The organism is Faecalibacterium prausnitzii, assembly GCF_019967995.1.
Lineage (GTDB): Bacteria > Bacillota > Clostridia > Oscillospirales > Ruminococcaceae > Faecalibacterium > Faecalibacterium prausnitzii_E.
Map to the genome: position 1 here is coordinate 286,836 of NZ_CP065377.1, position 13,380 is coordinate 300,215.

Sequence of the window (13,380 nt, forward strand, 5' to 3'; positions counted from 1 at the left end):
CCCATGGACATGGATGCACTTTACCGGCTCTATTTCCGGGATGTGTTCCTGTTTTTGCAGGGCCTCACCCACTCGGAATCGCTGGCCGAAGAACTGACGCAGGAGACGTTTTTCAAGGCCCTGAACGGTCTGAAGCACTTTGATGGCCGACAGGACATCCGCGCCTGGCTCTTCACCGTAGCGCGGAACTGTTATTACTCCCACTGCCGCAAGGCGAAACAGACCGTCCCGCTGGACGAGGCGTTCCCGCCCGCCGCTGCCCCGCAGCCGGACCTGGACGAACTGCTCATCGACGAAGACGCCGCTTTTACCATCCACCAGTGCCTCCACCGGCTGGAAGAGCCGTACAAGGAGGTGTTCACCCTCCGGGTCTTCGGCGAGCTCTCCTACAAGAAGATCGGTGCAATCTTCGGCCACACCGCCAACTGGGCCTGCGTGACCTACTGCCGCGCCAAACGAAAGATCCAGCAGATGCTGAAGGAAGCATAACAGAAGAGGAGCCGCGACCATTGGCCGCGGCTCCTCTTCTGCCTTTATTATCTTACGAAATGGCGTCCACGTCCCACTTCATGCGGACGGCATCTGCGCCGTTGAGCTGGATGCGCAGGGCACCGGCGTTGTCGCGCACCTGCTCCGGGGTGCGGGCACCGCAGAGCACATGCAGGCCGGGGATCATCCGGGCCGTCATCGCGATGACCAGCTGCGCGAGGGTGCAGTCGTATTTTTCGGTCAGGTCGCCCCACTTTTTCAGCAGCTCAATGGCCTGCGCACGGCGGGCGGGCTGGAAGCTGGGGTTGGTGTTGCGGGTGCTGCCCTCCGGGTAGGTGGTCTCCATCGTGACCTTGCCGGTCAGCAGGCCCTGCTCCAGCGGAGAGTAGGCCTGAATGGACACGCCAAGCTCCTTGCAGGTGGGCAGCAGCTGCTTTTCCACGCGGCGGGTCAGCAGGCTGTACTTCTCCTGGATGACGTCCAGCTGGCCGTACTTGCAATAGCCGCGGATGATGTTCGCCGTCACATTCGACGCACCGATGGCGCGGATCTTGCCCTGCTCCTTGAGCTTCATCATGGCCTCGACGGTCTCTTCCAGCGGGTAGAGGCCGAGATCCGGGCTCTGCCAGTGGGTGTACAGGACATCCAGATGGTCGGTGCCCAGCCGCTTCAGGCTCTCTTCCACGTCCTCGATGATGCTCTGGGCGGACAGGTCGCGGTAGACTGCGGTGCCGTCCACGACTTTGTGGAGCACCGGCGTCTCGTGCCGCCATTCCAGGCCGCACTTGGTGGAGAGGACCACCTTGTCGCGGTCGATGTGCCGGAGCGCCTCGCCCACGACCTGTTCGCTGTGGTACAAGCCGTAGATGGGGGCCGTGTCGATCCAGCGGATGCCCTGCTCGACCGCCGCTTCAATGGCGTTCACCGACAGGGCGTCGTCGTTGTCGCCCCACCAGTTGCCGCCGCCAATGGCCCAGGTGCCCATACCGAGAAAGGGCACCTCGATGCCGCTTTTTCCGATCGTGATATTCTGCATCTTATTTTCCTCCATGCCAGAAGTGTTCCCCATCGGGGGCCGGTCTCATCCCATTTCTGGCATTCTTTGTTGTATTTTTGATTTCTATCCAAAAAGAGCTGCTGTTTGGAGTCCCGCCCCGCACAGCAGCTCTTTGGGATCGTTTTAGATGTTGCCGAACTCGCTCAGTTCCAGCGTCTCGTTGTGGGTCTCGGCCCAGCGGATGGCCCAGTCCGAGGTGAACAGCAGCAGACGGTTGCCCTTCATATCCTCCACGGCCTTGGTGTCGCTGGTCAGGTCGAGGTCCCGCAGGTTGTAGGTGTCGGGGTCGTTCTTCACCCAGCGCAGCTGCTCGAAGGGGAGCTGCTGCATCCGGATCTCGACGTTGTATTCGGTGTTCAGGCGGTACTCCAGCACTTCCAGCTGCAGCACACCAACGACGCCGACCACGACTTCTTCCATGCCGCCGCCCACTTCGCGGAAGATCTGGATGGCACCCTCCTGGGCGATCTGCTCCATACCCTTCACGAACTGCTTGCGCTTCATGGTGTCCTTCTGCTCGATGCGCGCAAAGTGCTCCGGCGAGAAGGTCGGGATGCCTGCAAATTCCACCTTCTTTTTGCCGGTGCACAGCGTGTCGCCGATGGAGAAGATGCCCGGATCGAACAGGCCGATGATATCGCCTGCATAGGCCTCATCCACGATGGCGCGGTCCTGCGCCATCAGCTGGGTGCCGGTGGCCAGCTTGATGTTCTTGCCCTCCTGCACATGGTAGGCTTCCATGCCGCGCTCGAACTTGCCGGAGCAGATGCGCATGAAGGCGATGCGGTCGCGGTGGGCCTTGTTCATGTTGGCCTGGATCTTGAAGATGAAGGCCGAGAACTCTTCGCGGCAGGGGTCCACCGGCTCCCCGGTCAGGCTGTCCACACGGGCCAGCGGGGTGGGGGTCAGGCGGAGGAAGTTCTCCAGGAACGGCTCGACGCCGAAGTTGGTCAGCGCAGAGCCGAAGAAGACGGGGCTGAGCTCGCCGCGCAGCACCTTGTCCAGATCAAATTCCTCGGCGGCACCGTCCAGCAGCTCGATCTCATCGGAGAGCTGCTGGTGCAGATAGGGGGTCAGCAGCTCGTCCAGTGCGGGATCGCCCAGCTCGGCCTCGGTCTCCTCGACCTTCTTGACGCCGTTGGCGCGGCCGTCGCTGGAGAAGGCCAGCACCTTGCGGGTGTTGCGGTCGAACACGCCCTTGAACTCCTTGCCGCAGCCGATGGGCCAGTTCATGGGGTAGGTCTTGATGCCCAGGATCTCTTCGATGTTCTCCATCAGCTCAAAGGGGTCGCGGGCTTCGCGGTCCATCTTGTTGATGAAGGTGAAGATGGGGATATGGCGCAGGGTGCAGACCTTGAACAGCTTGATGGTCTGGGCCTCAACGCCCTTGGCGGCGTCGATGACCATGACGGCAGAGTCCGCCGCCATCAGGGTGCGGTAGGTATCCTCCGAGAAGTCCTGATGGCCCGGCGTGTCCAGGATGTTGACGCATTTGCCCGCATAGTTGAACTGCAGCACCGAGGAGGTCACGGAAATACCGCGCTGCTTCTCGATGTCCATCCAGTCGGAAACGGCGTGCTTGGCGCTCTGCTTGCCCTTGACGGAACCCGCCTGGTTGATGGCTCCACCGTACAGCAGCAGCTTTTCGGTCAGCGTGGTCTTGCCGGCGTCGGGGTGGCTGATGATCGCAAACGTCCGACGGCGCTCGATTTCTTCACGATTTGTCATAGATTTATAAGTCTCCCAATTTCAAGTCAGAGGGGTTTGTTTCGGGTCCTTTCTTCGTCACATGGGTCGTTCTCCATCAATAGGCCTGCCCTCTCAGGCGCTTTGCGCCCGCTCCGCCAAAGGGAGAGGCGGCATCGCATCCGCGATGCCGAAGAGGGTCCGGCCGTCTAAAAATCAAACAGCATTTATTTTAGCAGAAATTCCACCTAGATGCAAGACTTTTCTCATTTTTTCAGAAGAAAGCAGGGCAGGGGTGCCGTTTCGGCCCAATTGGCGAAATCGCAGACGAGGACGGTGCAGCGCGTCAGGGGCAGTGTGCGCATCCAGTGCAGGATCTCCGTTTTCTCGTCCGACCCGATGACCCGGCCGCTGTAAAGGATGGCGCTGAGCACCCCGCCGGGCCGCAGTGCGTCGAGGGCCGCTTCCAGCGCGGGGATGCTGCTCTCCGCGTGGGAAAAGACTGTGTGGTCTGCCCCCGGCAGCCAGCCGAAGTTGAACATCACGGCATCCGCCGTACCGGGCTGGACATCATGCAGCAGGTCTGCGTGGCTGCCGCAGTACAGCTCAGCAGAAAGCCCGTTCGCGGCCAGATTCCGTCGGGTGGAGGCAATGGCTTCGGGCTGGATGTCAAAGCCCAGCACCCGGCCTGTCCCGCCCGCCAGACGGCACAGAAACGCCGTATCTCCGCCGTTGCCGCAGGTGGCATCCACCAGCAGCTGCGGGTTTTGCAGCCGGGCCGCAAGGAAGTCCTGCACGAACTTCACAGCGGTCAGGTCCGGCGTCCGGCGGCGGCAGAGCCGCCCGGCCTCCTCCCGGAAGCCGAACTTCGCCCAGAACGCTTCCTCCCCCGGCACAGCGGGCAGCGGGGCCGTGAAAACGGTGGCCGTCTCCCTGTCATATCCGCCAAAGCGGCGCAATATCTCTTTTAGCAGATAAGACCCATAGCCTTTCCGCCGCCATTCTGGTACAATGGTAAGGCAGGCAACGTCCGCCCCTGCCGCCGTCCGGGTCAGCTGACAGCAGCCCACCTCGGTCTTCTCTTTATACAGTGCAAAGCCGCCGGGCCGTTCTTCCAGTTTCATACGCAGTCTCCTTTTCCCTTACAATACCAAGCTCCCGCGCCGCTGTCAAGGCCTGCGGTTACGACCTTATTTCACACATTCTTCACCCGCTCAGCGATTCGTTTTCACAATTAGCGGCTACAATAGAGCCAGTTCCAGAGAGGGACGGGCGAAGCGCCCCTCCCGAACCAGTCCCTTCGAGAAAGGAAGTTGTACCATGGAAAATGAAAACAAATGGGAATACGATTATTCCTCTGCAAATAGTTCGTCCGGCGATACCGGATACCCCAACGTCGGCTCCTCCGGCATGAACACCGCCAACACGGCGGGCACTTACAGCGACCCCGCCCCGGCCCGCCCGTTGGAAACTTCCACCGGCAATGGCGGCACCACGCCGCCCCCGGCAGGCCCGGAGCCTCAGGCCGCAGCCTCCAAGCCCCCGAAGAAGCGCCGCAAGCGCAGCGGCGGCCGCATCGTCCGCAGCGCCGTTGCGCTGGTGCTGGCCGCGGCCATGGGCTTTGCAGGCGGCTTCGTGGGCGCACGGGTCGGCAATGCAGGCAATAAGGTCGTCATCCAGCAGGTAGAGCGCACCGACAGCAGCGCGGCCTCCGGCACCGCCGTCTCGTCCAGCGGCATGACTACTTCGCAGGTCTCCGAGATGGTCAGCCCCAGCGTCGTGGTCATCACCACCGAACAGGTCGTCTACTCGCAGTGGTCCTGGTACGGCCAGAATCAGGTCGAGTCCGGCGCAGGCAGCGGTGTCATCATCAGCTCGGACGGCTATATCCTCACCTGTGCGCACGTGGTCTCCGGTGCATCGCAGATCACCGTGACCATCGGGGATACCGACTACACCGCCGCCGTGGTGGGCGAGGACGACACCAGCGATGTCGCCGTGCTGAAGATCGACGCCACCGGCCTGACCCCCGCCACCGTCGGCGACAGCGACAGCCTGTCGGTCGGCGACAGCGTCCTGGCCGTCGGCAACCCGCTGGGTGAGCTGGGCGGCACCGTCACCAGCGGCATCGTCAGTGCACTGAACCGCAGCGTGACCATTCAGGGCACCAGCTCCACCAACACCATGTCCCTGATCCAGATGGATGCCTCCGTCAGCCCCGGCAACTCCGGCGGCGGTCTGTTCAACATGAACGGTGAGCTGATCGGTCTGGTCAACGCCAAGTCCTCCAGCTCGGACGCGGAGGGTCTGGGCTTCGCCATCCCCATCAACGACGCCATTCAGGTGGCGCAGGACCTGCTGGAGAACGGCTATGTCTCCGGTCGGCCGTATATGGGCATCACCTACATCGCCGTGACCGACGCCCAGACGGCGGCCCAGCTCAACGTCAACGCCTACGGCGTCTATGTCGTGGACGTCGTGCAGGGCGGCCCGGCCGACAAGGCCGGCCTGAAGGCCGGGGACCGTATCGTCAGCATCGACGGCACCGAGATCGCCCAGAAAGACGACCTTGGCACCCTGATGCAGCAGCACACGGCCGGTGACACCCTTTCCATCACCGTTGCCCGCGATGGCCAGATGCAGACCGTCTCGCTGACGCTGGGCGAAAAGAATGCGTCGAACACTGCCGCACAGCGTTCGGCCAACAACTGAGCCACCCCCGCCGCAAGGCGTTATCAAGATTTGATTCCTTTCTTCTTCAAAAATCCCCCGACTGGCGGTGACCCGCTGGCCGGGGGATCGCTGTTTATACCAAGCCGAAGATGGTCGCACTGACCGGGGCCAGGACCGCTTCGCCGCTCAGGATGCAGCTGTCGCCCCGCCACAGGCTGGACGAGGTGCCGTCGCTCAGCAGCTTCCAGCGCCCGTCGGGCAGCCGGATGGGCTGTTCCTGTTCGGTGGGGTTGTAGTAGACGCAGAGTGCGCCCCACCACGCCCCATCGCCGGGCAGGGCAGGCAGACGCCAGCCCACCAGCGGCTGTTCCAAATCAAAAAATGCAATGGCGTTGGGGCTGGCCCTGTCCACCGCGCCCAGCCGCGGGAAGGCATTCCGCAGCCCGATGAGGCCCCGGTAATAGTCCACCAGCCCATGGAACTGCTCGGCCCGCTTCCAGTCCAGCCGGTTCAGCGCCGGGGAGGAGCGGTAGCTGTTGCCCTGCCCCTTTTTGGTGCGGGCGAACTCTTCGCCCGCCTGCCAGAAGGGCAGGCCCATGCAGGTGAGGTAGATGCCTGCCGCCAGCCGGTTCTGGGCCAGGGCGGCACGGTCCACCGCGCCGAACTCCGGGCGCTCGTAGCGCACCAGGAGCAGCTTGTCCCACAGGGTGAAATTGTCGTGGGCGGACACATAGCTGACGATCTGCCCCGGCGTGTGGGGCGGGAACTTATCGCTGCGGCACCATGCCGCCACGGCCCCGCCGATGTCCCAGAAGCTGCCGGGCCTGCCCTCCACGTAGCCCGGCTCCCGCGCATTGAAGCAGCCGCCCTTGATGGCGTCGCGGGTGTCGTCGCAGAAGATGCCGATGCGGTCGTTCAGCATGGCCAGATTGTTCTTGTTCGCCTCGTACCGGTGCAGCGCACTGCTGCCGCCCTGCCACGGCTCACCGTACATCAGGATGTCCCGCCCGCCGGGCAGCTTGTCCAGCTCGGCCCGCAGCAGGTTCATCGTCTCCACATCGTACAGGCCCATCAGGTCGAACCGGAAGCCGTCGATGTGGTACTCCTGCGCCCAGTAGAGCACCGAATCCAGAAAGTATTTCCGGGCCATGGGCCGCTCGCTGGCAAACTCGTTGCCGCAGCCGCTGCCGTTGGAAAGGCTGCCATCCTCGTTCTGGCGGAAATAATAGAGGGGGACCGCCCGGTTCAGCACGTTGTCGAAGCGGTACATGTGGTTGTACACCACATCCATCACCACGCCGATGCCCGCCGCATGAAGGGCCCGGATCATCTGCTTGCACTCCCGCACCCGGACTTCGCCGCGGGCGGGGTCGGTGGAGTAGCTGCCCTCCGGGACGTTGTAGTTGGTGGGGTCGTAGCCCCAGTTGTACTGCCGGGTCAGCGGGCGGCTCTCGTCCACGCTGCCGAAATCAAAGATGGGCATGAGCTGGACATAGCGCACCCCCAGCCGCTTGAGGTAGTTCAGGCAGGTGGGGTGGACGCCGTCGCCGTTCAGGGTCGTGCCCTGCTGGGTAAAGGCCAGGAATTTGCCCCGCCACGCATTGCGCACCCCGCTGGCCGGGTCCTGCGAGAAATCCCGGACGCTGACCTCCCAGACGCTCCGCTTCGACGCCGGGATGACCGGCCGTTTGTCCTGCTCCCAGCCCGGCGGGTCGGTGCGGGCCAGATCCACGATCATGCTCCGCGCCCCGTTCACGCCCGCCGCGCGGGCATAGGGGTCAGCGGTGGTCACGCTGCCCCACTCGGTGGTCACGTTGAAATTATAATACTTCCCGTGCTGGTCGCCGGGCAGGTAAACGCCCCAGACGCCCTGCCCCCACGGGCTCAGCGGCAGACTGCCGATGCAGGCCCCGCCGTCGCCTTTCCGGTAAAGATCGACCCGGACCGACTGCGCCGTGGGTGCCCACAGCCGCAGGTGGGTGCCCGATGGGGAATACGCCGCGCCCAGCGGTCCCTGATAGTCGGTCTGACGGGCAAACTCCTCGCTTTCGAACCATGCTTTCCATTGTGCAGGCGTTTTCATTGACTCTCATCCTTTATCCTAACATTCCCGCCCTCGCCAGAGGCAGGCCTTTTGAAATCAGTGTACCCGGCTTGCACGGATTTTGCAAGAGTTTCCTTGCAAATGGGGCTGCGGTACACTATACTGAAAGAAATGAACCGATCACGGAGGCGATGACATGGCATACACAGACGATTGGGAGACCCTGATGAATGGAGTCTTCGGGCCGGGCGGCAGATTCAAGGCCGCCCCCGGCACTCCCGCCGAGCCCCGGCAGCAGCCAAACAGCACCCTGAACGACCTGAACGCGGCGCTTCTGGAACAGCAGAAGAAGCTGGACGCGATGCTCAAGGCCCAGTCGGCCCAGCTGAAGACGCAGGACACCGCCGCCGAGGCCGCGCTGGCCGACAGCCGCCAGATGCTGCGGGACATGGAGAATGACGGCCTGCTGGCCAAAGGCACCACCGACGTGAAACCTGAACATCTGGGCAGCTTCGAGGGGCTGGCCGACGAAGTCCGGCAGACCGTGCTGGGGCAGGACGCCTTTGTAGACGCGGTCGTCCGCGCCATGCGCCGCCCCTTTGTGCTGGGCACCGAGCCGCCCGCCGCCCGGAACGTCATCCTGCTGAGCGGCGGCACCGGCACCGGGCGGCACTTCGCGCTGGAGGAGACCGCCCGCTGCATGGCTGCGCGGGGCCTGCTGCAAAACGACCAGATCGCCGCGCTCGACCTGGCGCTTTACGCGAACCCCGCCGCCGAAAAACTCTTTTTGCAGGACCTCTACGCCGCGCTCCACGCCCCCGGCGAGATCGTGGTCTTTGAACACTACGAGAGCTGCTGCACCAGCTTTCTGAAAACGCTGTCCGACCTGGCCGTCCGGGGCAGCGCCCCGCTCTCCAGCCGGTACATCGTCAACCGGGACGGCATTCTGGTGGACGCCGGAACGGCCTTGGCCCCCGGCGCGGTCAGCCGTCTCGACCCCTGCGGGAAGTATCTCATCTTCTTTTCGAACAAGGGCCGCGCCGCCATAGCGGACAAGTTCGGCGCAAGCATGGTCTCGGCGCTGGGCGACGTCTGCGAGACGACCGCCTACCAGCAGGCAGACCTTGCAGCCCTCGCCGCCCAGCAGCTGAACGCGCTGGCCCAGAAGGTCACGGCCCGGCTGGGCCTGACCCTCGCCGCCGGGGCCGATGTGCGGGACTACGTCGCCGCTCAGTGCACCCCCCAGAAGGGCGCAGCCGGGCTGTCCGGCTGCTGCGACCGCATCTTCCGCGCTCTGAGCGAATACTGCCTGCAAACGGACAAGCCGCTCACCGGCACCGTGACCCTGACCGCCGCACCGGAGGGCCTGTTCTTCCGCCTGCACGATGCCGCCCCGGCCCCGCTGTTTGACCTGCTGCCCGCCGCCTACACCGGCGCACTGGATGAGATCCGGGCGGAGATCTCGGAGCTGGTCGGTCTGGCCCCGGTCAAGGAATACGTGTTCGGTCTGGCCGACAATCTGCAGGTCCAGCAGCGCCGCGCCGCTGCGGGCATGAAGACAGCCAGCCTTTCGATGCACATGATCTTCACCGGCAACCCCGGCACCGGCAAGACCACCATCGCCCGGCTGGTGGCCAAGTACCTCAAGGCCATCGGGGCGCTCAAGGGCGGGCAGCTGGTGGAGGTGGGCCGCGGCGACCTCGTGGGCCGCTACACCGGCCACACCGCACCGCTGACCAACAGCGTCATCGAGAGCGCCCTCGGCGGCGTCCTCTTCATCGACGAGGCCTACAGCCTCTATCGCGGCGAGCAGGACAGCTTTGGCCTCGAAGCCATCGACACCCTCGTCAAAGGGATGGAAGACCACCGCGACGAGCTCGTGGTCATTCTGGCCGGATACACCAGAGAGATGGAGACCTTCCTCACCGCCAACAGCGGTCTGGCCAGCCGCTTCCCCAACAAGATCGAGTTCCCGGACTACACCGCCGACGAGCTGCTGCAGATCACCCACGTCCTCGCAAAAAACAAGGGCTACACCCTCTCGGAGGCCTGCGAAGAGCCGCTGCGGAACTACTACGCCCGCCGTCAGGCTGACGACGCCCGCACCGCCGGCAACGGCCGTCTGGCCCGCAACACCCTCGAAAAGGCCATCTTCCACCAGAGCCGCCGCCTCGTCGCCGAACCCGCTGCCGCGTTGGATATGCTCCTGCCGAGCGATTTAGAACTGGACGAATAATTGCAGAACCACGCAAAAAACGGACCGCTGAAACGGTCCGTTTTTTCTTGTTTAGCGATGTTCTTCCGCCAGCTGTTCGGCCAGTGCCCGCATCCCGGTGCGGACGTCTTCGGGCGCAAGGACTTCCACCTTGCCGCCAAAGCCCGCCACCCAGCCGTAGAACGGCTCGCTGACACAGATGGGCACATCAAAGTGGAAGCGCTCGTCCTCCTCCGGCAGGAAGGTCGGCGAAGCGCCGAACCGCTCCCGCATGGCGCTTTCGAGGTCGGCTGTGCAGCGCAGGGTCACGCGCCGTTCGGGGCCGCCGTACATGCTGAAGTGCTTGCGCAGGTAGGCGGGCAGATCGAAATCAGCAAACTGCTCCCGGCCGCGGCGGGGCAGCTCCAGCACCCGGACGCCGGACATCCGGTCCACCCGGTAGTGGCGGATGCCCACCGGCTCCTTTTCGTCCTGATAGGCGATGAGGTAATAGCAGCCGTTCTCCCACGCCATCTGCCATGGGCTGATGATTCGCTTTTCGGGCCGGCCCACTTTTTTGTAGTGGAACTCCACCATCCGGCCGGTGTTGATGGCCTCGTGCAGTGCGTCGATGCTGTACAGCAGGCTCCTGCTGTCGGTCTTGGGGCGGCCGTCCACGTAGACCTGACGCTGCAGCTGGCTGCCCTCGTAATTGGAGCAGAGCTTTTCCAGCTTCCGGATCAGGCGGCGGCTCGTGGCGCTGGACACCACCCGGCTGGCCTGCACGGCGTCCACCAGCAGCTTCAGCTCGGCCAGGTCAAAGGTGCGGCTGGCCAGAAAATAGCCGCCGCCCCGGCCCCGCCGGAGCTGGATGTCGTACCCCAGTGCGTTCAGCGCGTCGATGTCGCTGTACACGCTCTTGCGCTCGCAGAGGATGCCCTGCTGTTCCAGCAGCCCCACCAGCTGGGGCACGTTCAGCAGGTGATTTTCGTCGGTCTGTGTCTCAAAGATGCGCAAAAGCGCCAACAGCTTGGATTTCTGGCCTTCCTGCTTGGGCATAGGTTCACCTCATTCGGGGAGCTTCTTGTCGAACGCCGCACGGCGCTGGGTGGAAAGGCGGAACATCTCTTCGAGCTTTTCGCGGTCGCCCGCCGCCAGCGCGCTGCGCAGTGCGCCGAGCGCGGCGTCGAACTGGTCGATCTCCGAGATGAGGTTGTCCCTGTTCCAGAGGAACAGTTCCGCCCACATTTTGTCGTTGATGCGTGCGATGCGGGTCAGATCCCGGAAGGAGTCTCCCGTGTACTCGCACAGCGAGGTGTTGTCGTTGGCGCACATCAGGCTGACGGCGATGGCATGGCACAGCTGGCTGACATAGCCGACCATCCGGTCATGCTCCTGCACGGTCAGGGTGCAGATGTGTTTGAATCCCAGCACCTCGGCCAGCTCCCGGACCCAGGCGATGGCCTCCGGGGTATTCTTCCCGGTCGGGGTGATGATGAAGTTTGCCGGGGCAAAATTCACCTCGGCGGCGTGTTCCACGCTGGAAGTCTCGCGGCCTGCCATCGGGTGGCTGGCGATGAACTCGACCCCCGCCGGGCAGAGGGCCTGCACCGGCTCCACCAGGCCGGTCTTGACGCCGGACACATCTGTGAAGATGCAGCCGGGCTTGAGGAGCGGGCTGTACGTCCGGAACCACTCGATGAGGGCCGTGGGGTAGAGGCCGAAGATGATGTGGTCGGCCTCCCGGACAAGGTCTTCAAAATCGTGGGTTTTGCCCCGCTCGATGTAGCCATGGTCGAGCGCGAACTGCAAGTGGCCCTCGCTGCGGTTGATGCCGTCCACATGGAACCCGGCTTTGGAGAGTTCCAGCGCATATTTGCCGCCCAGCAGGCCGAGGCCCACCACGAGATAACGTTTCGTTTTATCCAACATCTTCTACCTCCGCGCCCAATGGCTTGATGGCTGTAAAGAAATTCGGCCAGCTCTTCGTGATGGCCTCGGCGCCGTCGATGGGCAGCCGCAGCCCCGCCGCCAGTGCCAGCACCGACAGGCTCATGACGACCCGGTGGTCGTTGTGGCCGGAGAGGACGCCGTCCGGCGCATGGAGCGCCCCGGCACAGCCCTCGATGGTGATGGTGCCGCCCGCGCTGGACAGCACCCCGCCGCATTTGCGCAGCTCTGTTTCCATGGCCTCGATGCGGTCGCTCTCCTTGATGCGGAGGCGTTCCGCGTTCCGGATGACCGTCTGCCCCTCGCAGAACAGGCCCAGCACCATCAGCACCGGGCCGAGGTCGGGGCAGTCGGCCAGGTCGATGTCCGTGCCGTGGAGCGGCGCTTTCCGGAAGACGATGCCCTGTTCGGTGCGGGAGAAGTCGCCCCCGCACCGGCGCAGGATGTCCAGAATGGCCGCGTCGCCCTGCAAGGTCGGTTCGGCCAGACCGGTCAGCGTGACGCCGCCGGTGACAGCCCCCAGCACCGCCGGGAAGGCCGCCTGGCTGTAATCGCCCTCGACAGTGTAGTCACAGGGACGGTATGCCTGCCCGCCGGGGATCTCCAGCGTCGTTTCGTCCACCCACCGGCTCGTGACGCCGAACGCCGCCTGAACGGACCGGGTCATGTCGATGTAGCTGCGGCTCTCCACCGGCGGGAGAAGGTGAAGGGTGCTGGTGCCGCCCAGCAGCGGCAGGGCGAACAGCAGCCCGCTGATGAACTGGCTGGACACATTGCCCGCCAGCGTATAGTCCCCGCTGGAGAGCGCCCCCTCCACGGTCAGGCCGGAAGGACTCTGCACAAAGCGGAGGCCCTGCTCCCGGTACAGCGCTTCATACACCGACTGGGGCCGCTCCATCAGCCGCCCGCGGCCCACAAAGGTCACTTCCTGACCGGTGAGGCTGGCCAGCGGGATGAGGAAGCGCAGGGTGCTGCCGCTCTCGCAGCAGTCCACCGGGGCTTCCACGGGCAGAAAGCGGCCCAGGCCCTCCACGACCGCATCGTTCCCGCCGGTGGTGACGCGGGCGCAGAGCTGGCCCGCCGCCGCGAGGGTGGCGGCGATATCCTTGCTGAACTCCAGATTCCGGATGTGCGAGATGCCCTTTGCCAGCGCCGCACAGAGCACAGCCCGGTGCGCCATGCTCTTGCTGGGCGGGGCCATAATGACTCCGTCAATGTTTCTGTCTGGTTGGATCGTGATCTGCATTTGCAGCCCTCCTTCTGCCCGTTCTGCCAAACGCTCTCCCT

At 64.1% G+C, this 13,380-nt stretch carries 10 protein-coding genes; 3 read left to right on the top strand and 7 right to left on the bottom strand.

Translation table 11 applies throughout. The annotated features are described in order from the left end of the window. The first annotated feature begins 3 nt into the window (after positions 1–3). Entirely contained in the window at positions 4–489 is a 486-nt protein-coding gene (locus I5P96_RS01435) for an RNA polymerase sigma factor (RefSeq protein ID WP_223382829.1), read from the top strand. A gap of 52 nt (positions 490–541) precedes the next feature. Here I5P96_RS01435 and I5P96_RS01440 read toward each other — a convergent pair whose 3' ends face one another. From I5P96_RS01440 to I5P96_RS01450, 3 genes are all read right to left on the bottom strand, one after another. Continuing rightward, positions 542–1,525 (bottom strand): aldo/keto reductase, encoded by a 984-nt coding sequence (locus tag I5P96_RS01440; RefSeq protein ID WP_223382830.1) that lies wholly within the window; start codon positions 1,523–1,525, stop codon positions 542–544. A gap of 144 nt (positions 1,526–1,669) precedes the next feature. Continuing rightward, positions 1,670–3,274 carry a peptide chain release factor 3 gene (locus tag I5P96_RS01445; protein ID WP_097791819.1) on the bottom strand — a complete coding sequence of 535 codons (1,605 nt, stop codon included), beginning with the start codon at positions 3,272–3,274 and terminating at the stop codon, positions 1,670–1,672. 224 nt (positions 3,275–3,498) lie between these two features. Beyond that, positions 3,499–4,356: a GNAT family N-acetyltransferase gene (locus I5P96_RS01450; protein ID WP_118553679.1), complete on the bottom strand. Its 858-nt coding sequence runs from the start codon at positions 4,354–4,356 to the stop codon at positions 3,499–3,501. A gap of 196 nt (positions 4,357–4,552) precedes the next feature. On the opposite strand from I5P96_RS01450, the gene I5P96_RS01455 reads away from it, so the two are divergent. Next, positions 4,553–5,944: a S1C family serine protease gene (locus I5P96_RS01455; protein WP_223382831.1), complete on the top strand. Its 1,392-nt coding sequence runs from the start codon at positions 4,553–4,555 to the stop codon at positions 5,942–5,944. Positions 5,945–6,038: 94 nt separating this feature from the next. Here the strand turns inward: I5P96_RS01455 and pulA are convergent, their stop codons facing one another. Further along, complete coding sequence (gene pulA / locus I5P96_RS01460) at positions 6,039–7,988, bottom strand: type I pullulanase (protein ID WP_223382832.1); 1,950 nt, start codon at positions 7,986–7,988, stop codon at positions 6,039–6,041. A 157-nt stretch (positions 7,989–8,145) separates the two neighbouring features. Here pulA and I5P96_RS01465 point away from each other — a divergent pair, with 157 nt between their 5' ends. Then, positions 8,146–10,185 carry an AAA family ATPase gene (locus I5P96_RS01465; RefSeq protein WP_223382833.1) on the top strand — a complete coding sequence of 680 codons (2,040 nt, stop codon included), beginning with the start codon at positions 8,146–8,148 and terminating at the stop codon, positions 10,183–10,185. A gap of 51 nt (positions 10,186–10,236) precedes the next feature. Here the strand turns inward: I5P96_RS01465 and I5P96_RS01470 are convergent, their stop codons facing one another. Genes I5P96_RS01470 through aroA form a run of 3 tightly spaced genes read right to left on the bottom strand, consistent with a single transcriptional unit; the run spans position 10,237 to position 13,339 of the window. Then, positions 10,237–11,202 carry a helix-turn-helix transcriptional regulator gene (locus I5P96_RS01470; protein ID WP_223382834.1) on the bottom strand — a complete coding sequence of 322 codons (966 nt, stop codon included), beginning with the start codon at positions 11,200–11,202 and terminating at the stop codon, positions 10,237–10,239. A gap of 9 nt (positions 11,203–11,211) precedes the next feature. Beyond that, complete coding sequence (locus tag I5P96_RS01475; RefSeq protein WP_223382835.1) at positions 11,212–12,075, bottom strand: prephenate dehydrogenase; 864 nt, start codon at positions 12,073–12,075, stop codon at positions 11,212–11,214. Continuing rightward, positions 12,065–13,339 (bottom strand): 3-phosphoshikimate 1-carboxyvinyltransferase, encoded by a 1,275-nt coding sequence (gene aroA, locus I5P96_RS01480; RefSeq protein WP_223382836.1) that lies wholly within the window; start codon positions 13,337–13,339, stop codon positions 12,065–12,067. Before aroA ends, I5P96_RS01475 begins: the two co-directional genes overlap by 11 nt. Positions 13,340–13,380: the final 41 nt, after the last annotated feature.